Raw genomic sequence first — 26,483 nt, forward strand, 5'->3', positions numbered from 1 at the left:
AGGAAATTATGCCTTCAAATCATTGTCAAGACATTATAAAAATTTTTTCTGAGTATTCCTTAAAACCAGAATTTAAACACGAACGACAAATAGCCAGAGAACTTTTTTCAATTTCAACAGGAAAAGTGAATGACGATGATCCGTTTTTTGAACAACGCATGTCATCGTTTCAAGAGTTTTTTATTTTTGAATATCGACTCTCTGAAGGATTTTCTGGTGCAACTGTTTTTGAAACTTTTCTTTACAATGGTCAAACCTGCTATTCACTTCAAGATATTGGAAAATTTGAACAATTTAGAAACTTTCGACATTCTTTGTTTCAGGTTGAAGCACATAAAAACGACTGCTTAATTGTGAAAGACTTAATCGCAAACCGTATTGATACAGTTTATCCATTACCGGAATACTCTTTTGCAGGATTTGATATCAAACAAATTTTTGATGGACGATTAATTAATTATGAAGGAAAAAATTATTTTACAAAAACTTTTATTTTGCATTCCAAACTTGTGCGGCATATTATCGAAAAAAATATTCACGAATTTTTAAGAGGCAATAACTTTTGCCAAGCGGAAAATAAAATAGACTGGAGAGATGAATTAGGCAGAAGGAATAGCTTGCTTTCATCAGTAACAAATAAAAAATTAGAAATTCAAAATGCTGGGAGAAAAAGATCTATAGAACTTTTAAATGTCACTAAAAAACTAGCAGAAATGCCTAGAGTCATCAGCTCGCGAAATTTAATTATGTCGTTAGGAATGCAATTAGAAGCTTCGCCGTTTGTCCCTGAAACACCTTTTTATGACTTACTCCCCCTGCTTCATGGACTGGCCTATTGCGAAATTAGAAGTTATCGCTACAAACACATTGATCCAATTAAAGTCTATGAAATGGGTACAGATAGATTTTTGGACATTCCTGGTATACCTAAAGTTACAAAACAATACGAAGAATCTGATATAGAAAACTTTAATATTAAGCCTGCTTAAAATAAATATGAGTGATTTCAGACTCTGCACCAAGTCGCGCAGGCGGCCCCCAATAACCCGTCCCACGACTGACATAAACCTGCATATTTTCATATTGTGTTAAACCTGGTTTAAAATATTGAATCAAATTTACAAGCCATGTGCCAGGCCACATTTGTCCTCCATGCGTATGCCCAGAAATCTGCAAATCAAAATAATTTAATTTTGCAGCCTCAAAAGCGCTATTTGGCTGATGCGCAAGTAAAATTTTAAGATCAGCCATTGCTGGGACTCCTTCAATTGATTTTTTGTAATCGGTTTTGTGTTCAGGATAAAAACGCTCTGCCTGCAAATCGGTTAATCCAGCAATAACAATGTGCGCTCTGCCAACTTTAATTGTTTTATTCTCGTTTCCAAGATACATTGCGCCAATAGATTGCATATAAGCTATCCATCCTGGTCCATCCCAATAATATTCATGGTTGCCTGTAACATAATAAACACCATATTTTGCTTTTAACTGCGCTAATGGAGCAGTTTCCTTTTGCAATTGATGCACAAAACCGTCCACAAGATCACCAGTAATCACTATGAGATCTGGATTGAGCGCATTGACCGCAGCAACAACATTTTGAACATATTCTAGCCCTATTGTTTGCCCAATGTGAAAATCAGTAAGTTGCACAATATTAAAATTTCTTAAATCTTGATGCAAATTACCTATAGGAATAAAGATTTTCTTTACATTTGGGATCTTTCTTGCATTATAAAAAGAAATTCCCGATAAAATAAATACACTTCCCAATGAAATAAAATGCAGAAAATTTCTTTTTTTATAATCAACTTCAGTTTTTAATTTTATAACATTAAATTTAATCAGCAAAGTATTCAGTATTTTTTTTATTAAAAATATAAAATCTGTTATAAAAAAACAAGTTAAAGAAAAAAGCCAAACACCTAACAAACAATAGCCTATCCATTGAAAAATAATAAAGTATTCTGGTATTGAGCGATATGTATTTCGATAAAAAAATGAGCCCCAGAAAGAAAAATTTATCAGTAAAAAAAACAATAATAATAGCAAATAAATTAATTTTTTCTTTTTATTATTAAATATTATTAATAAAAATCTTGAGATATAAAAATATGAAAAAACAAACAATGCAATAATTACAATGACCCTAAAAAAATCCATAAATTAAAAAACCCTCTTTTACCAAATAAGACAGTATCAAAATATTATTTAATTAAAATAATATTATTCAAGCCAAACATTAACCTCTCTATTTTGCTCAACTAAAGTAAAAATTTCTCTTGGGAATAACTTTTCTTGAAGAGCAATTTCTTTTTGAATTTGTTCGATAGGAATCCCCTCAAGCCTAATTTTTTCAAGTAGATCATCTGGAATCAAATCGACAAGCCATCGTGCACTATGAGCTGGTAGTGCTGTATCTACTGCCAACTGGTTATTTTTTAATACAGTCACTCGAAGTTGAGATGCTTCATGACCCTTTGTTGCAAAACGGCTGAGCAGGCTTTTTGTCCAAGTGTATGGGCACTTTGTCATAAGAGCTCCTTTCGCTGAAACATGACTCAAAATTTCTTTTAATTTTAACATATTACTAAAAAATACGCATGCAACTCACGACTCAAATCAAAACAGACATAAATTTAAAGCCTCATCTTAATCATAAAAATTATAGCATAAGTTATTAATTTTATAAATAATTTTAAAAAATATTTTAAAATTCAAAAATAAATATACTCATTTTTGATTATTAAAAATCGATAAAATAAATATGGTCATTTAAAAATTTTCAAGATTTGGAGCAATTTATTTGGAAAATAATGAAGAAAAAAAATCAAGTAATATTGTTTTTTACGGAACATTTTTTATAGATAATAATGAAATTGCTGTGGATGCGAATTATATTCAAGAAGTCGTTCATTTTCCTAAAAAATTTATAAAACTTCCTTTATCACCCAAATACTTGATTGGAGTCTTTAATCTGAGAGGATCAATTATATCAATAGTTAATTTGTCAGAATTATTAAAATTTAATGAAGAACAAAAAGAAAAAAATCAAAAAATTGCAATTATTAATAAAAATAACGAAAAAGTAGGCATCACAATCGATGATACCGGTGAAATTATAAGACTCAGAAACAAAGATAAAGAAGTTTTTAATTATCCGGATAAGTCACAAATTAAACTCATTAATGCTGCAATAAAACTGAATGATGGAGAAAGAATAATACAAGTACTTGATCCTTTTGATTTATTCAATCAAGAAAATATTCCAAAAGTAAAAAAAGATTCCAATACCGATCAACTTAATGAAAATCAAGTAAAAATTAAAAATATCTCAATAAAAAAATGTATTTCATTTCTATTAGGGCATGCTAAACTGGCATTTGATATTACAAAAATTGATGAAGTTGTTAAAGTTATGGAAATTGAAAAAACAAAATTCGTTTCTAAACAGTGTATAGGAATAATTACTCTCAGAGATAAAAAAATTCCAATTATTGACTTTGCTAAATATTTGAATATAAATGACAAAAAAGAAGAAAAATCAAATGAAAATACAATTTTAATATTAAAAAAGGATGAAAATAAGTTTGGCTTACTAATTGACAATTTAGAAAGTATTATTTCTTATAATGAAGAAAATTTAAAACAAATTTCAGAGTTTATAATAAAAGATAAAAACTTTTATAAGGGCTGTTTGGTTAGAGAAGATCAAGATGATGTTTTAATTTTAGAACAAGATAAACTATTTATAAAAGAGGAAGTTTCTGAAATAACAGAAGGATATTCAAAATTATACAATCACAACGAAAGTGATAATGAAAAAAAGAAAGTAAGAAAAATAAATCTTTATATCACATTTAAAATTAGTAACTTATTTGCAATAAACCTTAAAAATATCACAGAAATAATTAACAAACCAAAACAATATATCACACCTCCTGGATCACATGAATTTATAAAAGGAATGGTAAACATAAGAGGAGAAATGGTTGCTATAATTGATACCAATAAATATTACCAGATAGATAAAACATCTAATATAGAAGATGAAAAAATACTCATTATTCATCTTAATGAAAAAAAAGTCGGATTAATAATAGATAATCCAGAAAGTATTTTGCATATTGATGAAAATGACAAAACTTTATTACCAAACTATATTATTAAAAACTCTCATAATAATTTTCATGAAGATGTTAAAGAAATAATTGGAGTTTCTAAAGAAACCGATGATTCTATTATTGTCCTAGATGTAGAAAGAATGATTAATAGACTTATTTCCAAAAAAATAATTGAAAATAAATAGTTTTTTTATTTTTTATAAAAATCGTTTAAAATATTTTCAATTCTTTTAGACAAGGGTAATTCATCATCATATAAAATCCAATTTTTAACATCTTGACCATCATATTTTACAATATTTGTTAATAAATAGTTTTCATTATTTATTAAACTATTTTTATTTTTGTATAAAAATTTTATAAAATTTTGGGCAAGAACTTCTTGCGCAGTATCAGAAACAATACCAATACCTAATCGATCATAATATGTTATATCATTTGGTACAACAAATTTTAAATCAAGTACTACTTTTTTAATCTTTAAGTAATCCGAACGAAATACTGTTGCTGCTTCAATTTTATTGCCTAAAAATGCCAATTCAAGAGGATAATCAATATTCGCACTTTGTAACTTTAATTTTTGTAACCATTTCATGGTTGGCTCAGGTATAAACCAAGATGAAGCCGATAATTCTTTTCCAGTTGCTAGTAGCGCAATAAGTAGTTGTTGTTTAGGGATATTAGAAACGTAAACCCTTTGACGCCAAAAAGGTATTTTATCGGGAGATATTAACCAATTCCATGATGGTTGCTCCACCTTTAGAGGGAATTTCTTTTTATTAAAAACAATTCCCATCGGATCAACCAATAACGTAAGATAGGAACGTCCATCAACATTTAAACGAGAACGCATTTGCAATGGAAGGCTTGGGTTATTACTACTTAACGAAACAATTTCATCATTTAATGAACGTAATAATCTTGATAAAAACAATCTCTGAAGAACCCTTTCATCGGCTATCACAACATCATAGCTTCTAAGTCCCGCTCGCAATCTGGATTCAAATTCAAATCGGCTACCAACAAATTCAACTCGTATATGGGTTTTTGTTTGTTCTTCAAATTGCGAAATAATTTTAGGCGACAAAATTCCTATTGGCGCTAACAAATTTAAGATAGGTTTAAATTCTGCTGCTCTACTCGTTTGCGTCAATAAGAAAAAAATCAAAACAAAATAGTACAATTTATTAACCCCGATTTTAATTGATGTTTTTAGTATGGCATAAAAAAATAAAGTTGCAAATATTTAATACTATGCTCAGACTTTTTGCCTTCAATTATGACTGATTTCAATAAAAAGTTTTTTTATGAATTGCAGAGTCATTAAATTATTTTGAACGTTTGTTCAAAACTCCCTGACTCCAAAAGTAAATACAATTACAACTATACAAAGTAATACGAATATGCTAAGTTCTCACGGACTTATGCACGAATTCGTGTATTTTATTTAACATTGCTAATTTATTAGCTTTTCCCACAAAACCCCACAAAAAACACAAATGGGACACGTGGCTCTTTATTGAGAAAGGTATTTCCCCAATATGGCAAGTCTTCATTCTGATATTTCAAAGAAAAAAATCAATTACAATTCCCTAGAATGGCTTGACGAAGATGTCGACTTTTTATCTCAAGAAGACATTCCTGATGGTTTTGCTGCTCTTTTTAAAGCACAAGAAGAGTCACAAAATGTGATTAAAGAAGGTCAAGTTGTCAAAGGGCGCATTATTGAAATTAAAGATGATAGCGTTGTCATTGATATTGGCCACAAATCTGCGGGCGAAATTCCTAAAAATGAATTTACAACCGAAAATGGTGTATTTTCGCTTAAGGTTAATGATGTTGTTGACGTCTTTGTTGACGTTTTTGAAGACGATGAAGGCGAACTTGTTCTTTCAAAAGACAAAGCAGACATGCTTAAGGCTTGGGATCGTATCTCCGAAGCATTTGAAAAAGACGAACTTGTTGAAGGTAAAATTGTTGGCCGCGTAAAAGGCGGTTTGTCAGTTGATATTGGTGTAAAAGCATTTTTGCCAGGTTCACAAGTTGACCTCAGACCTGTTCGCAACCTTGAAAAACTTCTTGGTCAAGTTCTTCATTTTAAAATTATCAAATTTAACAAAAAACGTGGAAACATTGTATTATCTCGCCGCGTTTTACTTGAGCAAGACCGTGAGCGCATGCGCAGTGAAACCTTAAAAGGACTTCAAGTTGGCTCATCAATGGTTGGTATTGTTAAAAATATTACTGACTACGGTGCGTTTATTGATCTTGGCGGTATTGATGGATTGCTTCACATTACAGACATGTCATGGGGGCGCTTAAACAGTCCTTCAGAAGTTCTTAATGTTGGTGACGAAATTAACGTTAAAGTTCTGAGTTTTGACCCATCTAGCAACCGCGTTTCCCTTGGTCTTAAACAACTTCAAAACGACCCATGGGTTTCTGTTGCAGAAAAATATGCTTCTGCACAACGCCTACGCGGTAAAGTTGTGAGCCTCACAGACTACGGCGCATTTGTAGAGCTTGAACCAGGTGTTGAAGGACTTATCCATGTTACAGAAATGACTTGGAATCGCCGCATCAAACACCCAAGCAAAATTGTCAATATCGGAGACGAAGTCGACGTTGTTGTTCTTGCTGTTGATCTCGAAAACCACCGTATTTCTCTTGGCATGAAGCAAACTGAACCGAATCCTTGGGAAATTGTGACTCAAAAATACCAAGTGAACGATGTTATTCGTGGCAAAATCCGCAATATTACAGACTTTGGAATTTTTGTTGGCATTGAAGAAGGTGTTGATGGCCTTATCCATGTTTCAGATATTAGCTACACAGAGCGTATTAAACATCCTCAAGACCTTTTCAAAAAAGGTGACGAAGTTGAAGCAAAAGTGTTGCAAATTGACGTTGAAAACATGCGGTTTTCATTAGGAATTAAACAACTTGGCGAAGATCCTTATGAAGTTGCTGCAAAAAAACTTCTTCCAGGAACTAAAGGCAAGGGCAAAGTCACTCGTATGGCTGAATTTGGCGCATTTGTTGAAATTGCACCAGGAGTTGAAGGCTTGGTTCATACCAGTGAGCTTGAAAATCCAAATATCGCAATTGATGCAGACCTTGACTTTGTTGTACTTAGTGTAAACTATGCAGAACGTCGCTTTGAATTGTCTCAAAAAGCAGCCACTCGTGGTCTTGATGAGACACACAACAAAGCAATTCAAGCTGCTTTAAATAACGAAGCATCGCCACAAAATAGCTTTGCCGAAGCATTTGCAAGAGCAAAAGCAACAAAAGATAGCAACTAAGCTTTCTTAATTTTTGAACTAAAAAAATTGGACTCTTGGAACACTGTGGTATTGTGACACAGTCCCAAGAGTTTTTTATTGCAAATTTTTATGAAAGGTTATTATGAGCTCAAAATTTGATGAAAACCAAACACCTTCTTCAGGCCGTTTTCGTACAGTAATCAATTTTTTAAAAACAGTATTTGCAACAATTGGTGCTATATCTGTAACACTATTTATTTTATTTATACTCACAATTGGCTTTGCTTTATACTCTTTTTCATCAGGAATAAAATCAATTTCCTCTTTTAACAAACCACTTTCAAAACTGGGGCCTTCTTTTGTTGTTCCAACAACAAATTTACCTTACATTGCTGGCATTCAATTAAATGGCGAAATCAATACAACAATGTCTACATTAATAATTGAAAAACTTGAAACAGCAAAAAATGATAAAAATGCAATAGGAATTTTATTAGAAGTGAATAGCCCTGGCGGCTCTGTTGTGGCAAGCCAAGAAATTTATGACTCAATCAAAAGCATCAATACTCAAAAACCTGTTGTGGCATATGTCAGAGATATGGCTGCAAGTGGTGCTTATTACTCAAGTGCCTCGGCTGCAAAAATCATTGCAAATAGAGGAAGTTTGATTGGGAGTATTGGAGTTATCATGAATGGGTTTGAAGCAGACAAATTGCTTCAATTTTTAAAAATCAATCCCGTAGTCATTAAAACTGGCTCTCTTAAAGATACCGGATCCCCTGCCCGCCCTATGACAGAAAAAGATAAGCAATATTTACAAGAACTTATTGAAGAAACGCGAATTCAGTTTGTAGATGATATTAAATCTGCTCGCAAAACAACAGACAGCGCCATGAAATACATGTCTGATGGGCGCGTTATTCTTGCGCCACAAGCGTTAAATTTAAAACTGATTGATGCCATAGGAACAAAAAGTCAAGCAGCCACTGAAGTTGCAACACTCGCAAAGCAAAGCATAACTCCTCAAGTGATATATTACGATGATTTACAAAGTTTTTCTGATTTTCTTTCTCTCAAAATGGCAAATCAACTCTCAATTTTAACAAAAGAAGTTTTGAGCGAACGGTACTCGATTTCAAAGCAACAATCGTTAAAAATACCAACTGCAGAATATTAATTTAAACATAAAAACCAAGATGCGCTGCAATCGTTTGAATCGCAATCATTAAACTTCCAATCGACAAAATTAGGACAACAGGTGACAGATCATAATACCCCTGTTGACTTCTCACTAAAAGTCGCGGAAATTTTCGTGTTATATAACGACACGGAGGAAGAGTGATTGCATTTAAAAAACCGACAATAGGATTTAGCGGATTTGCTCCCACCAAACTTAAAACCCCAGAAATAATTAGAGTTAACATATAGAAATATAAAAGATAATATGCGATTTTAAAAAAAATTTCAATGAGTATCATAACTCTCCCCTGGAGAAAAATCTAACAGAATATAAACAAAAGTATTCTAATAAATAATTGGCAAACATTAAAGCAAAAATTATACAGTCAAATTCACTAAATATAGATTTTTACTTTAGCACCGAAAAGCTTAACGTCAGTTTCTATTTAAAAGGTATAAGCCAGTGAAAAACGCAAATATAGTGCTACCTCCAAAAACTATCGTCGTACAAGAAGGGGACGAAACAAAAGGAATTTATGTTATCCAAGAAGGAAAGGTAGAACTATTTAAAATTATAGAGGGTTTTGAAATTTCTTTAGGAGAAATTTCAAGAGGTCAAATCATTGGCTTAAGCACTTTAATTAACAGAGAAAGACACATTGTGACTGCCAGAACTGTGATTCAAACAGTCACACTTTTTTATCCTGTAGAAACAATTATACCTTTTTTTAATGAAGTAAATCCCATTGTGAGCATTTTTATTAAGTCGGCTTCAGAAAGAGTGAAATACTTTTCACAGCAACTGATCGAAACAAAAAAGAACGAAAAAAAACTTATTAAAACGACTGGTTCACCACATCAACATGCTTCACAACTTGCATACCTTCTAGCTGGATTTATCCGTCAAGGCACGATTGAACATGACGACAACAAAATTTATCCTTTAAAATCTTTTTTAATCAATGCAGAATTAATTCTAAATAAGAAGTTTGATTATTTAGAAAAAATGTTTAACTTATTTTCATCTGGTGGCTTAATTAAGATCGTATTTGATAAAAAATATGGGAATATTATTTTAAAACCAAACCCCCAATTAATAGAAGACTTTGCTGTTTACTCTGCTTCAATCGCCAAAAAAGGGATTGGAGGATTTATTCCAATTAAAAGTCACAAATGGATAAGTGGTCTCATTCGCATAAATAGGCGTTATAAAGAAAGCGAAGGCGTATTTTTAAAACAAACTTTTCCTGGACTGATTGGTAAAGAGCTTGGTCGCAACGATGGCGAAGAAATTATGATTCAACTGCTCTCTTTAAAACTTGTTCATGAAAAAGGAATCGATCAGCAAAACATGAAAATTATCCTTAATGCCTCACAACTGCAAAAAAGAGTAATTTTCGAAAGTATTTCTCGAGGCGTTAATGACATTGACAAAATAACGACCCCAGAAAAAAAGACCACCGAATAATTTGCCCAACTCTAGAAATAAATTGAAGTTCCGATACAAGCTATTAGCCAAATAGCTTTTAGGGAGTCAACGTGGTTAATATCGGCAGACCTATGTTTCAAGTAGGTAGCAACATCTTTGAGCTTATTGAATTTACAGTAACAAAGACCAACGCATCGCCGTCTTTTGACCGTAAAACACCTATTCTTTATGGCGTTAATGTTGCCAAAGTGAGAGAAGTGATCCGTTTGCCAACAATTGTCCCTTGTTTAACAAGTACCCCCGAAGTTTTAGGTGTTTTTAACCTGAGAGGCGCTCCCATCCCCGCAATCCACCTTGCAAAAGCCTTAGGCTATAATGAAGAAGTTGTGACACCTTCAAGTCAAGTCATTGTGACAGAGTTTTCAAGTCGCAAAGCAGGTTTTGTTGTTGCAGGAACTCGGCGTATCCGTAGAGTCAGTTGGGACAAAGTCTTGCCACCAACAAGCGATGCATTCAATACAATCACAGGAATGATGCTTATTGAAAATCAAGATTTTATTTTTATCTTAGACTTTGAAAGAATTCTTTTAGATATAGAAGCGAGAAGCGGTGGCCAAGGAACCTCTTCGTTTGCGATAGAAAGTTCAATGCCTTTACCAAATTCCTTAAATGGTACTGCGCCAGCTGTTGGAGCTCCAATAAACTCAAAAAGACCTCTGATTATGGTTGTCGACGATTCACCAACTGCAAGAAGAGCAATATGCGAATTGTTACGGAGTATGCAGCTTGATATTATTGAATACACAAACGCCGAAACAGCATGGCGCGAATTGAGTACCTGTGAAGACGGTTCTGATTTGAGCAAAGTGCAGCTGATTGTAAGCGATGTAGAAATGCCCAAACTCGATGGATATTCATTTGTCAAACGCATTCGTGGCCACGAAAAACTCAAAAAAATGCCTGTTATTTTACACTCTAGTCTTACGGGTGATGTCAATCGCGATAGAGCAAAACAAGCAGGCGCAGACGCCTATGTTGGCAAGCTCAATCGGAAAGAAATTATTGAAGCACTGAAAGCAGCCTTACCACCTACCTGGAATGGAGCGTCATCATGACTGCTCCAGACACTCTAACCTTCGCCCCAGAACAGGTTATTTTTAATGAGGGCGATAAATCTGATGGCATTTATCTGGTTCAAGAAGGTGAAATAGAAGTGTATCGTGTTCGTGAAAATATGCCTATTGTTTTAGGAAAACTGGTGGCTGGTGAAGTCCTTGGGACGTTAACAATTTTTTCTAATGAAACTCGTAAAGCATCTGCCCGTGCTCTCAAACAGACAACATTAGTTTTTTACCAAAACTCTGGAATGAGTGAATCTTTTAAAAATTTGCCAGGCTGGTGCCAAGCTGTCATTAAAGATGCACTAAGACGTTTAAACCACGTGAATAATTTGCTGACCGAAACAAAGATCCATGAAAAAAACTTATTGCGAAGCATTGGCACATCGCATCATCACTCTGCACAATTGGCTTTTTTGCTATCGAGCTATGTAAAAAAAAATAGCCTAAAAAATGATGTCAATGTATCCATTTATCCTACATCAGATTTTTTAATTTATGCAGAAAAAATTTTGAATAAAGATTTTAATTATTTAGAAAAAATATACAAATCTTTTATAGAATATGGGCTCGTTAAAGAGGTTGATGACAAAAAATTTGGAACAATTCTGGTAAATCCTAATGAATCTATGATTCATGATTTTGCCGTTTTTTCTATTGATGTGGTAAAAAAAGGACTTAATTTTTTTACTCCAAAAAAATTTCATCCTTGGATGAGCGCGCTCACGCGTATTAGTCGTAAAAATAATAATTTAGAAAAATTTAAGAGAGCGGATCTCGCATTGTTGTTGCAAACAGAAGTTGGACGTCAAGATGGAGAATCATTACTCACACAAATGCTCGATCATAAAATTATTGCTGAACAAAATGGCGAAATTACTTTTTCTGTCCTAAAACTTCATAAAGCCGTTGTATTTGAAAGCTTAGTACGAAGTATTAAAGATATAAAACCAGCTTAAAATTTTATTCTTAACCAAACTTACCATGAACATAATCAAGAGATTGTTTGTCTTTAGGGTTTGAGAAAAAGGTTTTTGTATCACTCGCTTCAATAATCTCACCCTGACTCATAAATACCGTATCGTCACTCGCACGCATCGCCTGTTGCATGTTGTGGGTGACCATCACAATGGTAAAATCTTTTTTGAGTTCAAAAAGCAACTGTTCAATTTTTTGCGTAGAAATTGGATCAAGAGCAGAACATGGCTCATCGAGCAAAAGAATTTCTGGCTTAACTGCAATCGTGCGCGCAATACAGAGTCTTTGTTGTTGCCCACCAGAAAGTCCAAGTCCAGAATGATGAAGATGATCTTTGACTTCGTCCCACAATGCCGCAGCACGCAAAGCCCATTCAACGCGTTGTTGCAAATCTTTTTTACTCAAACGTTCGTGCATTTTGACTGCAAAAGAAATATTTTCAAAAATAGACATAGGGAATGGCGTTGGTTTTTGAAATACCATACCAACTTTTGTCCGCAATTCATTGAGATCAACACTCGAATCAAGAATATTTTTTCCTTGAATCAGAATATTTCCATAAGCTTTTTGTTCTGGATATAAGCTATAAATTCGATTAATTGTACGTAAAAGAGTGGATTTACCAGAGCCCGATGGTCCTATCAATGCCGTGATTTTATTTTTTCGAAATGAAATATTAATATTTTTTAAGCGGTGCTTGTTGCCATAATAAAAGTTGAGATCTTCAATAGAAATATGCGCACCCTCGCGAAGCACAACAAGATTATCTAAGTTGCTAGAAGAATCTGCAGCAGCATTTGCTGCCTTACCAGAATGTTTTGAGCATTGAAAAATATTTGAAAAAAAGCTCATGAGCGTTTTCCCCCAGCTTTAGAAAAAGAACGTGTTAAAATATTTAAAAATAATACAACAACAGTAATGAGCAACGCTCCACCCCAAGCTAAATCTTGCCAATTATGGTAGGGACTCATCGCAAATTGATAAATTGTGACAGGTAAATTTGCGATAGGCTGACTGAGATTTGTACTCCAAAACTGATTATTTAACGAAGTAAAGAGTAAAGGTGCTGTTTCTCCAGAAATACGCGCAATAGCAAGCAACACTCCTGTTAACATTCCCTGCCTTGAAGCACGCCAGGCAACATGGACAACAACACGCCATTTGGGTAAACCCAATGCAATTGCAGCTTCTCGTAACTCATTGGGCACAAGATTTAACATGTCTTCAGCACTGCGCGTAATAATTGGACATGCAATCATTGCAAGCGAAATTGCACCTGCTAAAGCAGAATAATTCCCCATAGGATGCACGACAACGGTATATATAAACAAACCAACAATTATAGAAGGAGCGCTCAGCCAAACGTCATTCACAAAACGAATAACAGATGCAATTTTACGGCCTCTTGCATACTCCGATAAAAATGTTGCTGCTAAAATACCCATTGGAGTGGCAACAATCACTGCCGCAACAGTAATAATAAAACTACCAAAAATTGCGTTTCTTAAACCTCCTCCAAGAGAATCTGGGGACGGCGTGTCTTCAAGAAAAAAATCAACACTTATTGCAGGAAAACCATGAACAATAAGTGCATAAAAAATAGAACTTAAAATTGTGATTCCAAATAAAACAGACGTTATACACAATAATGAAAAAGTTTTATTTGATAATTTTCTAACAAATTGCTTTCTTTTCATTATTTAGCTCCCGCCTTTTTTCTATCAATCCGAAGTAAAAATAATCGTGCGAAAGCCAGTATTAAAAAAGAAAGAACAAATAAAATCATTCCTAATTCTAATAAAGAAGCAGGATATAAAACTCCTGTTGCTTCGTTAAACTCATTGGCAATGGATGCCGAAATTGTTGTACCAGGCATAAAAAGAGACGTTGTTAGGAATTTAGAATTGCCAATCACAAAAGTAACAGCCATGGTTTCACCAAGAGCTCTACCCAAGCCAAGCATAATACTACCAATCATCCCTTTGCGGACATAAGGAACAATAACCTTTCTCACAACTTCAAAGCGTGTTGCGCCCACTCCGTATGCAGCTTCTTTCAAAACAGCTGGAACAGAGCGAAACATGTCAATCAGAGTAGAAGAAATATAAGGAATAATCATAATTGCTAATATTAGACCTGCTGTAAAAATACCAATCCCTAATGGTGGACCACCAAAAAGATTATCGAGTATAGGAATACCCTGAACTGCATCAGAAATATAAGGTTGCACATAATTTGATAAAAAAGGGGCGAGCACGAGCAATCCCCACATTCCATAAATAATGCTAGGAATTCCTGCCATCAGATCGATTAGAGTTCTTACAGTTTTGGAAATTTTACCTTGCGACATTTCTGAAATAAACACAGCAATACCAAGGCTTAAAGGCACTCCTAACACCATCGCAATCAATGATGTCATCAATGTTCCGCACACGGCACTCAAGGCTCCAAAATGACCTTGTACCGGATCCCATGCATCACTTGTTAAAAAGTGAAATCCAAATGCTTGAATTGAAGGATAACTTGCCACACAAAGTGAAAATAACACACAAATAAGCAACAAGAATGCAAACCAAGCAAAAAACCTTGTCAGATTTGAAAAAAGTAAGTCTCCCAAAACGGCACTCCTAAAAACTTGAAAACAGAAATTACAGACTATAAATCCCAAAGGGAACTTTTATCTTTTAAAGATTTTATTTCTTTTGACCAGTTTTTTTCGATGAGTTTTACAGTTTTTTCAGGAATTGGAATATAATCTAAAGACTCAGCTGTCTCTGCACCCTTTGTAAAAGCATAATGAAAAAATTTTAAGACATCTTTTCCAATACTTGCATTTTCTTGTTGTTTTGCAATTAAAATAAACGTAGCCGCTGTAATTGGCCACGACGCAGCACCATTTTGATTTGCAAGCAAAACACCCATTCCAGAAGTTTTTTCCCATTCCGCATTGAGCGCTGCTGCTTGAAAAGAATGACGAAACGCCTGACTGACTTTCTTATCATCAGAAAATTCACTTTCTGTAAGATGTGGAACCAGCTTTCCTTCTGCATTAAACATTCTTGTCCAAGCCATTTTATTTTGCAGTGCATAGGCATATTCTACATAACCAATTGCTCCGGGCGCACGTTTTACCATGTTTGTGACGCCTTCATTACCTTTACCGCCAACTCCCATAATTGAGCTAGACCAAGAGATCGCGGTACCCGATCCTGATTTCCAAATGCTTGGAGCTGATTTTTCTAGAAAATAGGTAAAATTATAAGTAGTCCCGGAAGCATCTGAACGATAAACCACTATAATTCCCTTGTTTGGAAGAGTCACATGAGGATTGAGTTCAGCAATGCGTTTGTCATTCCAGTTTTTGATCTGGCCGCTATAAATTTCTGCTAAGGTTTGTGCATTTAAAATAAGCTGACCTTGAGAAACACCTTGAATATTGGTAATAATAACAATACCGCCAATCACGGCTGGAAACTGCGTTAATCCTTTTGTTTCAAGATCTTCAGAATTTAATGGCATGTCTGTTGCACCAAAATCAACTATCTTACCTTGGATTTGTTTAATCCCAGCCCCTGAGCCTGTAGATTGATAATTGATCTTAACACCAGTCTCATTCTTGTATTGAGAAGCCCACTTATAAAGAACAGGGGCAATAAAACTAGAGCCAGCACCAGTAATAAGGTTAGAAGCCTTTGCCACAACACTTATAAATACACAGCTCAGTATTGCTAAAACGCAAACCAGCCGGCCAAGGCTAAAACGCATAAAAACTGCTCCTTTAACTTTATACAACAAAAACGCAACATCGATTTAGGCCATCCCGTTACGTGCATAAAGCGTTAATTCATTTATATCTAAATTTGTAGGAGATTATTGTTAAAATAATTTGGCAATTGAACTGGTCTATCGAAAAAACGCCATCAAATAGACACAAATTTGTCACAACTTCATCGCAGTTGATTGCTTTGCTTCAATTGTCAAACAAAAGTAATTTGCTATAGTTCACAATTGTCAAGAAATTTATCATTTTCTTTAAAAAGGAGCATAAATTTGGAACATAAAAACGCACTTTGCACCTGGACGGGCGGCCATGAGTCAAGCTTAACCCTTTTGCATGCGCTAAAAAATTATACAGTCAAATGCTTAGTCACTCCAACCGTCGAATCAGATTTTAATACCTTTCATTTACAATTGTTACCTCCTTCAATTTTACGTGCTCAAGCAGATCTTATAAAGCAACCATTGCTCATTTTAAATACTTCGTATAACGAATACGAAAGTGCATTTAGCCAAGCTTTAAATAGTTTAAAAAAACATAAAATGAATACTCTGATATTTTCTACAATTCGTCATAATTTAGCAAAACAATCACTAGAAAACTTGTGCCATAATTTAGGCATTAAAGGCTATTTTCCATTGTGGGAAAGATACGAAGAGGGATTGCTTTCTGAGTTTTTAGAAATGGGGTTTAAAGCAAAAATTATTGCAGTCAACGAAAAATTTTTAACCCGAGACTTTCTTGGAAAAGATTTAGACAAAGACGTTATTGAAGAGTTTCGTCAAAGAAAAATAGATCTATTTGGCGAAAATGGCGAATATCAAACACTGTTATATGAAGCGCCATTTTTTTCAGAGCCACTGCAAATCAAAGAAGGTGACATTAATTTAAGAAATGGAAATTGGACGCTTGATGTCTCTCTAAATTCTTCTTTAAATTAAGGATTTATTATGAGTCTTTTTTTCAATAAAATTTTTAAAATTAGCAGCATTTTATTTTGCTGTACCAGCAACTTTTGTTATGCAACAGAAAACGGCAGTTCTAATCAAAAAAAATCAGTTACCCTATTATTAGACTGGAAGCCGAATACCAATCATTTGGGTTTTTATGTTGCGCAAGCAAAAGGATTTTACAAAGAAGAAGGATTAGAACTTAACATCATCAATCCCACACAATCATCCACAGTTGCATTGGTTGCAGTAGGCAAAGCAGATTTTGGAATTGGTTACGCAAACCAATTTATTTATGCTCAAAATAAAAATATTCCGCTAGTTTCAGTTGCTGGAATTATTTATAAAGATACCTCCTGTTTTGTTTGGCGCAGTTCATTAGGTGTTAAAACAATTAAAGATTTAGAAGGAAAACGATACGGCGGCTGGGGAAGCCCAGAAGAACACGCCACACTAAAATATATTTTTGAAAAAAATAATGCGTCATTTGAGAAATTAAAAATGTTAACTATTGGCACATTTGATTTTCTGCCTGCTACGTTAAAAACAATAGATTTTACCTGGGAATACCCTGCTTGGAATATTCTTGCTGCACAATTAAAAAAAGTTTCAGTACAAACCTATTGCCCAGCAGAACACTTTCCTGAACTCAACAAACCTTCTCCTTTAATTTTTACAAGTAAGAATCTTATTAAACAGGATCCAAAACGTATTAAACAATTTATGAAGGCTACCGCAAAAGGATACCAATTTGCCATCCAAAACCCAACTGAAGCAGCTAAAATTTTTATAAAATCTGTTCCAGAAATGGATTCAGATCTGGTTTACGCATCAGCAAAAATGTTGTCTTCATTATTTCAAGCTCAAGGCAAAAAATGGGGTGAACAAAATGTAACAGAATTTGTTACTTATGCAAATTGGATGAAAAAATCAAAATTAATTCAAATAATCCCAGATTTTAATTCTTCTATTACAAATTCATTTTTGCCTTAAAAAACATTATCTAATATACAAAAAAGTATTTTGAATTTTACTCTATACTTTTAGACAAAATTTTGACTTTATTTAATTACATCAAGACACAAATAATAAATAATGAATAATAAAAAATACCGTCAGAGAGGATAAAGTATGTTACGTTTGAGATGTATACGCACTATCTGTATTTTAGCAAGTTTTTTATCTAATTTATTTTGTATTGCAGAAGCTTCAGAGTATCACATTTCATTAGGAATTAATCCTCCTTATACGATTAAGCTAGACAACAAAAACCCTGAAGGAATATTTTTAGAAATTATTCATGAAGCATTAAACAATTCTAACATAAAATTAACTATTGATAATAAAGAAATTCCTTGGAAAAGGGCGCACGAAAATAAAGAAGAAAATAATTTACTTTTTTATCTATCACGCACCCCAGCAAGAGAAAAAAATTATACTTGGATTGTTTCACTTTTTCGAGATGAACCTGTACTCACTAATCTCAATGATTCTATTGTAATTAAAAAAACCGAAGATCTAAAACAAATTAAAAAAATTGGTGCCATAGCAGGAGGAGGAGGAGAGAGTTTTTTAAAATCCAATGGATTAGTAAAAAATTTCTATTCATGCAAAGACGAAACACAATGTTACAACCTGTTACTTGAAAATAAAATTGAAGCAGTGATCTCTCCACAAGTTAAAGCAAAATTTGTAGTTAAAAAACTAAAAATTGATCATTTGGTAAAAAGTAGTAAAGGTCTCTCTGCAGTTGAAGGTTGGCTTGCTTCAACTCTTAACATGTCCCAAAAAAATCAAGTCGAGCTTAAAAATGCAATTCAAAAATTTAAAAAAACAAGCCGTTATGAAAATATTCTTAAAAAATATCAAGCCAATCGTCCATAAGACAAATAAAAACTAATAATAAAGCAATAGTTTTTAAGAAATTTAGAATAAGCTATGATATTTATTTTAGTTTTCATTTTTGACTTTTTTTTATCTTAAAAACGCTGGAATTTCTAAATCAAGCTCAACAAAATTAACTGCCTTGTATTTGCATTCAAAATTATGCTCTCCTCTAACAATCACTTCGTATTCATCATGAGAATTTTTATGAATGGAGTGAATATAATCTTTTTCTTGGCAATGGCATTCAACAAAAAGTTTTGCTGCACAATTGATATTTTTAGCAAAGACAATTTTATCTGGAGACCAGATATCTTTTTTTAATATATCTTGTTTTAAAAACTGAAAGTAAAACCCTCTTTCCCTATCAGAGTCAAGCATTGTTTGTGAATCCTAAGTTTCAAAGAGTTTATAGCAAATACAAAAGCGCGCTCTTAACAGTAAATGTGACGATATTACGTTAACGAGATGAGTATACGAATCACATTGGTTTTTGCAACTTAGACAATAATAACTCTGATTGCCAAACGAATACGATATGAGGTAATGCCATAGATTGTGGGATAACAATCCCAAATGCAGATAAGGAGCACTTTTCCATGACTTCAACCAACAATACCAGAGAAACTCGAGTCCGTATAGCGCCTAGCCCAACTGGAGATCCCCATATTGGCACCGCATACATAGCACTTTTTAACTATGTGTTTACAAAAAAGCAAAACGGAAAATTTATTATCAGAATTGAAGATACCGATCAAAAAAGATACCGTGCCGATAGTGAAGCAATGATCCTTGATGCACTAAAATGGGTGGGTATTGAATGGGATGAAGGTCCAGATATTGGCGGACCATACGGACCTTATAAACAAAGTGAACGCAAACAAATTTATCATGAATATGCAGAAATGCTCATTCAAAAAGGCCATGCTTACCGTTGTTTTTGCACTTCTGAGAGACTTGATGTATTACGCAAAACGCAACAAGCACAAAAACTTCCTCCAGGCTACGACAGACTCTGCCGCGATCTCCCACAAGAGGATGTTGCAAAAAAAATGCAAGAAGGACACACGCACGTTATTCGTATGAAAATGCCCACAACTGGCAAAACTGTTTTTAAAGACGCATTACGTGGCAACATTGAGTTTGAAAATGATGGTATTGATGATCAAGTGTTATTAAAATCTGATGGATTTCCAACCTATCATTTGGCTGTCGTTGTCGATGACCATTTGATGAAAATCACACATGTGATTCGAGGAGAAGAATGGATTTCTTCTACTCCAAAGCACGTGATGCTCTATGATATGTTTGGTTGGGAAAAACCTGAATTTTGTCATTTGCCGCTCCTTCGCAATGCAGACAAATCAAAAATTTCTAAACGCAAAAATCCAACCTCAATTGGCTATTATCGCAGAAAAGGAATTTTGCCCGCAGCTCTGCGTAATTTCTTAGCGCTCATGGGCTGGAATTTTGGCGATAACTGCGAAAAGTTTTCGACTCAAGAAATGATTGAAGGCTTTACTTGGGAACGAATGACCTTAGGAGGTCCTGTCTTTGATTTAAAAAAACTCGCTTGGTTAAATGGACAATATCTGCGTGCAGAATCGGATGAAAAATGGCTTGCTCATTTAAAAAATGTTGTTTTTTCTGACAATTATTTATTAAAAATTATTCCATTGGTTAAAGAACGCGTCGAAAAATTTGAAGATTTTATAGACAGTACAGCGTTCTTTTTTCAGGGTGATTTAAATTATAGCAATGCCCCTCTGGTACCAAAGGGCAGAACAGCACCAGAAGTTGCCGGCTATCTGAATGACCTTGTGCTTAAGCTTGATATCTGCGAAAATTGGACTCATGAAGAAATTCATAATATTTTTAACCAATATCTTGCAGAAAAACAACTTAAACCGAAAGATGTCTTTATGCCAATGCGTGTTGCAGTAACAGGTAGCAAGGAAACACCACCTCTTTTTGAATGCATCGAGGTATTGGGCAAGGATATTGTGCAAAGACGCGTGCGTTTAGCAATTGATTATCTTAAAACAATGAAAGAGTAATTAGCGAATGTACAATATTAAAAATCCAATTATTCACCGCTTTTTACCAAATGGGATGGAAGTGTATTTACAACCATCAGATTTTGCCCCCATCGTTTCAATTCAAGTATTGGTAAAAGTTGGATCTATCGACGAAGAAGCAGAACCTTATAAAGAAAATGGTCTTGCCCATGTGCTAGAACATATGCTTTTTAAAGGAACAAAAAAGTTTCCAAATTCTGGGCAAATTGCATCAATCGTTGAGTTTGAAGGGGGTGATATTAACGCCTACACAACCTTTGATCACACCAATTACCACTTAACCGCTCCAGCCCCTTTTGCGCTAAAAGGCGCGGAAGTTTTACTTGACGTTGTACAAAATAGTTTGCTTGAACAAGAAGAGCTTAAAAAAGAATTAGAAGTTATAATCGAAGAAATAAAACGTAGTCGCGACAATCCCAATGCTGTTGTCTCGCATAATTTATTTTCTTTATTTTACAATGGAACACGAATGGCTTCGCCGGTGATTGGATATCAAGATATTGTCCAAAATTTCACAAGAGAACAAGTCTATTCATTTTATAAAAAGTGGTACTTGCCAAATAATATGATTTTTGTGGCGACCGGTGATTTTAACTCCCAAACAATGTACGACCATTTAGTAGAACTGTCTAAAGAATTTACACCGCATTCTGTGCCAAAGCGTTTTCGAGCACCTCTTCCTGAGACAACGTTGCAAACACCCACTGCTAAAATTGAGCGCGGCGCATGGCAAGAAGCGCGCCTGCAAATTGCGACCCCAGCACCCGTTCTTGAAGAACATGACATGCCATTATGGGATGTCTTTGCTTCAATTTTAGGAGAATCTGACACATCTCGCTTAACACGTATTTTAAGAGACGAGCTGCAGCTGGTCACAAGCATTGACTGCTCCTGCTACACACCCAAATATCCTTGTGGCTTACTTGGAATTGGTTTTTTTGCGCGCGCTCACAATACACTTTCAGCAATTAAAATCATTGCACAAGAAATTAGAAGAATTGCAGAAGTGCCACCAACGCGTGACGAGCTCAATCGCGTGTTAAACACTCTTAAGGCACAACGCATTTATTCCAGAGAAAGCATGGATGGTATTGCACGCTCAGCAGGTATGAGTCTACAAACATCTCTCAAAATGGAATTTGAAAACATGTATATGAGCTCAGTGTCTCAAGTGACTCCTGAACATGTTCAAAACATCGCAAAAAAGGTTCTCTCCCAACTTGAGTCAGGGCAATTTCAAATTTCTTTAGCAATTGCAAAAGATGCATTGCCAGATATTTCAGAAGCAATATTAATAGAAACACTGTTTGATGCAATTAAAATGGCACAACATAGTGAAGTGCCAAAAGACCACCAAATTCAGAAAAGAAGCACAACAAACACTGCCGAAGAAAACTGGCTATCGTCCTACACGCATCACGTTTCTCACTCCAACAATGCAGTAAAACAAATTAAAATAGAGCTCCCATTGGGCAAGGTTCTAAAAATAAACTTTAGAAAATCATCGCGACTCCCTATAGTCAGCGGTATGCTGCTTCTTAAAGGCGGTTATGTAAGAGAACCAAAAGAAAAAAATGGAGTCAGTGGCCTCATGGCGAGCATGCTGACAAGAGGAACACAAAGACAAACCTACCGAAAATTTATTGAAGAATTAGAAGACAACGCTTCAAGTATTAGTGCTTTTTCGTCACGAGATCTTTTTGGCATGCGTTTTGATTCAATTAGTGAAAATAGTTTAAGAACAGCGCAAATGCTCTTGGATTGCTTTTTTAGGCCAGAATTTTCGCAAAGCGAATGGCAAAGAACCCACAAAGAAACTTTAGAAGTATTGATTGCGCAAAAAGATAGCCCTACTGCACGTCTTGCCCGCATTTCTCAACCCTTATTATTTCCAAATCACTCTTATTCATTTATTGGAATTGGCAACGAACAGTCTTTAAATAATATTCAAAAGAATGATGCACTGGATATTTGGAAACAGTTATTTACGGCAACGGAATTTGTTTTTTCTATTGCAGGAGATTTTGATCTTAAATCATTTGTTCACTTAATAGAGTCTGAGTTTAAAACATTTTTTCTTTCTGACTATCAAGAAAAAACTTTGACTCAACCAACCGCACCTCTTTTTCCTAAAATCAATGATCCCCAAGTTGGTTTTGATGAAATTGAACGCGAACAAGCCCATATCACTGTTTCATTTCGCTCATTTAGTATTTCTGATCACAGAAGAACAGCGCTTGAGTTGGCAGCAAATATTTTAGCGGGTCAAGGTGGTCGACTATTTTTAGATTTACGCGATAAACGATCTTTAGCTTATTCTGTAAGTGCTTCGCAATCACCTAATGTATTAGCAGGAGTTTTTACGGCATACATTGCCACCACATACCATAAAGCTCAGGAAGCCATTGAAGGACTTAAATTTCATATCGAAAAACTAGCGCAAGAGCCGCCTTCAATTGAAGAATTAAAACGAGCGCAGCATTCAGTGCTAGGCTCCCAAAGTATCGAATCTCAACATCATAATTACCAAGCGTCACAGCTTGCCATGAGTGATGTATATGGACTCGATTTTGATAATTTTTTAAGATTTTCTGAGCGGGTGAACGCTGTTACAGCAGAACAAGTCAGTGAAGTTTTACAAAGTCTATTAATTGAAAATATCCCTATTATTTCAGTGGTTGGCCCTAAAGGCACTTGGATCCCTGATAAACATGATCCTATGTTAAAATGGAACTTGAAAAACATATGAAAGACTCATTTTTTTTCAACAACTCTAAAGATATACTTATTTTACTTGATAAAAGTGGTAAAATTTTAATTTCTAATAGTGCTGCAAAAAAATATTCCTTATATGAAGACAAAGAAATCTTTCCGCAACTGGTTCCAACTGAAGCTGCGCAATTGGCAGCAACTTTTGATCAATTGATGAAAGATTCCATACAAAAAACTGTTCTGCTTGAATTGACAGGATTTCCAGTTATCACCTCACGGACACGCTGGAAAATCACCTATCTTCAAGCAGAACAAGCTTTTGCTTTTTGTTGTGAAGAACTCACAGAATTTTCTGCAGAAGATTTTTTACTCCATACTGGTCTCATGAAAACTGTTTTTGATCATGATCCAGACTTAATTTCTATAATCAATAGAGTTGGAAATTTTGTTTTTGTAAATCTTGCCGTTTACCAGTTTGCAGGTCTTTCTAATCCACCATTACTTATCGAAAAAATCAATTCATCAATTGAAAATAAAGAATTGTGGCTCCCCGGTTATGAAAATATTCAAAAATTTAGAGAAAAAGAAAATATAAATATTGAAGCCACGACAGATTCTATGGGCAATCCTGTATGGTTTGAAAATAATTATATACCATTAAACTTAAAATATGGTGAAAATATGACTTTAGTCATATCCAAAAATATCACACCCTGGAAAAAATTTGAAAAAAATTTAATTGATGCACAAAATAACCTTTATTTTAAACATCGTTTTTTATTTTTAGATAGTATGATGTTAAACAAGTTCGAAAAACATTTTAATATTTTGTCCGCTGAAGAACAAAATTTTGCGACAAAAATTAAAAAAGTAAAACACTACTTAACCGAAAAATACAAAACAGAATGCTTCACGAGTTTTAATCTCAAAAGCATTTTTTCTTTTATTTTAAGCTCATTGAATGACCCGTTAAACTCTTATGAGATTCAAGTACAAGAAAATTTTGAAAATATTGAAAACGTTGAAATTCAATGTTTTCAATATGACTTAATTCAAGCTTTTTTAAATATTTTTTATAATGCAATTAATGCTATTATTTTAAGTCAAAAAGTCTCAGAAAGAATGATTAAAATACAAACAGACATCCAAAATGGCGGTGTAAATATTTTAATTATAAATAACGGCAGTGTTGTAAAACCAGAAATTCAGGATAAAATTTTTGAACCTTTTATTACAAGTTTGCCTTCTGGACATGGTACTGGTTTAGGTTTAAGCATTGCAAAAGATATCATTGAAAACCACAATGGAACAATCAGTTTTACTAGTGACGCCGATTGGACGACATTTTCTATAACTTTACCTTTGCAATGACACAACTCGTTGTCCCTCCAACCCCTAAACTAATTTTACCACAAATTAATCCCTCTTCTGAAACAGAGATATCTTGAAAATTATTAAGTAACAAATTTCTTTTCAATGAAAGAATTTTAGGATTGACTTTTTTAGGATCAATACCAGAAGGTAACAAACGGTAGGTATTAGAATTTAAGGATTGAATTCCTAAAAGTTGCGCGGTGAGCTCCCAACCTCCCGATACCGCCATTCCATGCCCAAAAATTCCTTTTCGTGCAGAAATGTAAGCAGATTGCGGCACATAATCTTCGATTAGGGTAAATTCATTCCAATCGCCTGGAGTTCCAGTGGCATGCATATCCCATAATTGTATTTGTGAAGAAACAACCTGTGCATTGGCAAAAGCTCTCTCAATAGCAAGCTTTGGACCGTTTTTAGAAGGTGTAATAATATGCTCTGCATCACTGCTGGTTCCTGCCCCTAAAATTTCTACCCCAAGCGGCTTTACGCCGAGAGGAGACATGGCATCTTCTGCCGCAATAATCCACGTACAAGCACCTCCAGACACATGAGTACCTCGCAGATCACAAAAAGGAATACTAGGAGAATCGCCCAATACCGCAAGACGTCCATTATAAAATGCAGAGATCACTTCATCGGATGGCACTGCATCCGATGCTCCAACAATTGCCGCATCAATTTTACCCGATCGGATATCATACAATGCCTGCTCAACCAGGGTACCAAAAGACGCACATGCACCAGCAAACCCATTGGCAACTCCATGCAAATTTAACAACATCGAGACCTGAGATGCCGGCACGCTTTGTGTATTCCAGAGTAAATTGGGAGAGGCCGCTTCCCATGGAGGTGTTGGGCATTGATATTTTTCAAAGAGATTTCTTTTCGCTTTTGTTTTCCAACGAATTAACGATAATTTTGCCGTTTCTATATCTTCGCCTTGAACAATATGGCTTTCAATTTCTTTTAATTCGTTTAATAAATTTTTTAACTCTATCGACTTTTCTGCCCAATAAGCATTCCATACTTGCAACGCTTCATAGCGTTCAAAAGAATCTGACAAAAAAGAATTTGGATTTTTTGGAACATCGTGCAATTCAATTTTATTATTTAGATACTCTTGGTACAATTGATTTCTTGCAGGATCTGCCCAAAACGCATTCCATTTAAAAAATACTGCATCAGTTTGGCGCGAAAGTTTGCAAATCATTGGAATATCACCTAAACCATGAGCATAATGAATTGCTAAATTAGGATCTAAAGTTTGTAATGCCTTTTCTAATCCAGGATTGGTTTCGAGTGCATCAATTAAACTTCCTATGGCAAACTTAACCACCTCGCCACTCTTTTCATTCAGTAATGAAAATCTTTTGGGCTCATGTCGCTTGTCCAACCATGTTTTATATTGAGAAAAATCAAACGTTGGAACACCCACCAAAAACAAGTCAGAAAAAGATTTTTTTAAAGTTAATGAGCATTTGCTTTCTGAAAGCAACGATAAAAACTCTTTTAAATTTGCAGCACCTGGAGCGACTACGGATGCTCCATATAGATAAACTCGTCTTGTTTGCATTGTTGTCCTACAGGCCATCTTACACGTCCTCAATTTGAAG

General features: G+C 34.5%; 23 protein-coding genes. 13 read left to right on the forward strand and 10 right to left on the reverse strand.

Translation table 11 applies throughout. The features are described from left to right. The first annotated feature begins 8 nt into the window (after nt 1-8). A complete protein-coding gene (locus Spiro2_RS06425) occupies nt 9-989 on the forward strand; it encodes a hypothetical protein (protein WP_338634806.1) in 981 nt (326 codons plus the stop codon). On the opposite strand, the gene Spiro2_RS06430 is transcribed toward Spiro2_RS06425, so the two are convergent. Next, entirely contained in the window at nt 976-2,163 is a 1,188-nt protein-coding gene (locus Spiro2_RS06430) for a metallophosphoesterase (RefSeq protein WP_338634807.1), read from the reverse strand. The genes Spiro2_RS06425 and Spiro2_RS06430 overlap by 14 nt on opposite strands. A gap of 63 nt (nt 2,164-2,226) precedes the next feature. After that, the gene (locus tag Spiro2_RS06435; protein WP_338634809.1) at nt 2,227-2,535 is read right to left on the reverse strand and encodes a hypothetical protein; all 309 of its coding nucleotides are present in this window, start codon (nt 2,533-2,535) and stop codon (nt 2,227-2,229) included. A gap of 271 nt (nt 2,536-2,806) precedes the next feature. Here Spiro2_RS06435 and Spiro2_RS06440 point away from each other — a divergent pair, with 271 nt between their 5' ends. Beyond that, nucleotides 2,807-4,309 (forward strand): chemotaxis protein CheW, encoded by a 1,503-nt coding sequence (locus Spiro2_RS06440; protein ID WP_338634812.1) that lies wholly within the window; start codon nt 2,807-2,809, stop codon nt 4,307-4,309. 5 nt (nt 4,310-4,314) lie between these two features. On the opposite strand, the gene Spiro2_RS06445 is transcribed toward Spiro2_RS06440, so the two are convergent. After that, entirely contained in the window at nt 4,315-5,307 is a 993-nt protein-coding gene (locus Spiro2_RS06445; RefSeq protein WP_338634816.1) for an extracellular solute-binding protein, read from the reverse strand. 358 nt (nt 5,308-5,665) lie between these two features. Between Spiro2_RS06445 and Spiro2_RS06450 the strand changes: the two genes are divergently transcribed. Together Spiro2_RS06450 and sppA are read left to right on the forward strand one after the other, a co-directional pair. After that, nucleotides 5,666-7,429, forward strand: coding sequence for a 30S ribosomal protein S1 (locus Spiro2_RS06450; RefSeq protein ID WP_338634817.1), 1,764 nt, complete (start codon nt 5,666-5,668; stop codon nt 7,427-7,429). A gap of 103 nt (nt 7,430-7,532) precedes the next feature. Beyond that, nucleotides 7,533-8,567: a signal peptide peptidase SppA gene (gene sppA / locus Spiro2_RS06455; protein WP_338634819.1), complete on the forward strand. Its 1,035-nt coding sequence runs from the start codon at nt 7,533-7,535 to the stop codon at nt 8,565-8,567. A 1-nt stretch (nt 8,568) separates the two neighbouring features. Here the strand turns inward: sppA and Spiro2_RS06460 are convergent, their stop codons facing one another. Beyond that, nucleotides 8,569-8,868, reverse strand: coding sequence for a YggT family protein (locus Spiro2_RS06460; protein ID WP_338634820.1), 300 nt, complete (start codon nt 8,866-8,868; stop codon nt 8,569-8,571). A 164-nt stretch (nt 8,869-9,032) separates the two neighbouring features. Between Spiro2_RS06460 and Spiro2_RS06465 the strand changes: the two genes are divergently transcribed. From Spiro2_RS06465 to Spiro2_RS06475, 3 genes are all read left to right on the forward strand, one after another. Further along, the gene (locus tag Spiro2_RS06465; RefSeq protein ID WP_338634821.1) at nt 9,033-10,037 is read left to right on the forward strand and encodes a cyclic nucleotide-binding domain-containing protein; all 1,005 of its coding nucleotides are present in this window, start codon (nt 9,033-9,035) and stop codon (nt 10,035-10,037) included. Between the two features lie 71 nt (nt 10,038-10,108). Then, complete coding sequence (locus Spiro2_RS06470) at nt 10,109-11,113, forward strand: chemotaxis protein (protein WP_338634825.1); 1,005 nt, start codon at nt 10,109-10,111, stop codon at nt 11,111-11,113. Next, complete coding sequence (locus Spiro2_RS06475; protein WP_338634826.1) at nt 11,110-12,075, forward strand: cyclic nucleotide-binding domain-containing protein; 966 nt, start codon at nt 11,110-11,112, stop codon at nt 12,073-12,075. The genes Spiro2_RS06470 and Spiro2_RS06475 overlap by 4 nt, the downstream gene beginning before the upstream one ends. Nucleotides 12,076-12,085: 10 nt before the next feature. On the opposite strand, the gene pstB is transcribed toward Spiro2_RS06475, so the two are convergent. From pstB to pstS, 4 genes are read right to left on the reverse strand one after another with little or no spacing between them, the layout of a single operon-like run. Beyond that, nucleotides 12,086-12,946: a phosphate ABC transporter ATP-binding protein PstB gene (gene pstB, locus Spiro2_RS06480; RefSeq protein ID WP_338634827.1), complete on the reverse strand. Its 861-nt coding sequence runs from the start codon at nt 12,944-12,946 to the stop codon at nt 12,086-12,088. Continuing rightward, nucleotides 12,943-13,791, reverse strand: a complete 849-nt coding sequence (gene pstA / locus Spiro2_RS06485; RefSeq protein ID WP_338634830.1) for a phosphate ABC transporter permease PstA — start codon at nt 13,789-13,791, stop codon at nt 12,943-12,945. Before pstA ends, pstB begins: the two co-directional genes overlap by 4 nt. After that, nucleotides 13,791-14,711, reverse strand: a complete 921-nt coding sequence (gene pstC, locus Spiro2_RS06490; RefSeq protein ID WP_338634832.1) for a phosphate ABC transporter permease subunit PstC — start codon at nt 14,709-14,711, stop codon at nt 13,791-13,793. The genes pstA and pstC overlap by 1 nt, the downstream gene beginning before the upstream one ends. 38 nt (nt 14,712-14,749) lie before the next feature. Beyond that, nucleotides 14,750-15,859 (reverse strand): phosphate ABC transporter substrate-binding protein PstS, encoded by a 1,110-nt coding sequence (gene pstS / locus Spiro2_RS06495; RefSeq protein WP_338634833.1) that lies wholly within the window; start codon nt 15,857-15,859, stop codon nt 14,750-14,752. Between the two features lie 285 nt (nt 15,860-16,144). Between pstS and Spiro2_RS06500 the strand changes: the two genes are divergently transcribed. The 3 genes from Spiro2_RS06500 (at nt 16,145) to Spiro2_RS06510 (ending at nt 18,706) form a co-directional block, all read left to right on the forward strand. Further along, a complete protein-coding gene (locus tag Spiro2_RS06500; protein ID WP_338634834.1) occupies nt 16,145-16,813 on the forward strand; it encodes a diphthine--ammonia ligase in 669 nt (222 codons plus the stop codon). Nucleotides 16,814-16,822: 9 nt separating this feature from the next. After that, on the forward strand, nt 16,823-17,815 hold the full coding sequence (locus tag Spiro2_RS06505; protein WP_338634837.1) for an ABC transporter substrate-binding protein: 993 nt from the start codon (nt 16,823-16,825) through the stop codon (nt 17,813-17,815). Between the two features lie 138 nt (nt 17,816-17,953). Continuing rightward, nucleotides 17,954-18,706 (forward strand): transporter substrate-binding domain-containing protein, encoded by a 753-nt coding sequence (locus Spiro2_RS06510; RefSeq protein WP_338634839.1) that lies wholly within the window; start codon nt 17,954-17,956, stop codon nt 18,704-18,706. 90 nt (nt 18,707-18,796) lie between these two features. Here Spiro2_RS06510 and Spiro2_RS06515 read toward each other — a convergent pair whose 3' ends face one another. Next, entirely contained in the window at nt 18,797-19,087 is a 291-nt protein-coding gene (locus tag Spiro2_RS06515; RefSeq protein ID WP_338634841.1) for a hypothetical protein, read from the reverse strand. Between the two features lie 218 nt (nt 19,088-19,305). Between Spiro2_RS06515 and gltX the strand changes: the two genes are divergently transcribed. Genes gltX through Spiro2_RS06530 form a run of 3 tightly spaced genes read left to right on the forward strand, consistent with a single transcriptional unit; the run spans nt 19,306 to nt 24,867 of the window. Beyond that, complete coding sequence (gltX, locus tag Spiro2_RS06520; RefSeq protein WP_338634842.1) at nt 19,306-20,763, forward strand: glutamate--tRNA ligase; 1,458 nt, start codon at nt 19,306-19,308, stop codon at nt 20,761-20,763. Between the two features lie 7 nt (nt 20,764-20,770). Continuing rightward, a complete protein-coding gene (locus tag Spiro2_RS06525) occupies nt 20,771-23,533 on the forward strand; it encodes a pitrilysin family protein (protein WP_338634843.1) in 2,763 nt (920 codons plus the stop codon). Further along, entirely contained in the window at nt 23,530-24,867 is a 1,338-nt protein-coding gene (locus Spiro2_RS06530) for a PAS domain-containing sensor histidine kinase (RefSeq protein WP_338634844.1), read from the forward strand. The genes Spiro2_RS06525 and Spiro2_RS06530 overlap by 4 nt, the downstream gene beginning before the upstream one ends. Here the strand turns inward: Spiro2_RS06530 and Spiro2_RS06535 are convergent. Next, nucleotides 24,845-26,461: a beta-ketoacyl synthase N-terminal-like domain-containing protein gene (locus Spiro2_RS06535; RefSeq protein ID WP_338634845.1), complete on the reverse strand. Its 1,617-nt coding sequence runs from the start codon at nt 26,459-26,461 to the stop codon at nt 24,845-24,847. The genes Spiro2_RS06530 and Spiro2_RS06535 overlap by 23 nt on opposite strands. Between the last annotated feature and the right edge of the window lie 22 nt (nt 26,462-26,483).

This window comes from Spirobacillus cienkowskii (assembly GCF_037081835.1).
Classification (GTDB): Bacteria; Bdellovibrionota_B; Oligoflexia; order Silvanigrellales; family Silvanigrellaceae; genus Silvanigrella; species Silvanigrella cienkowskii.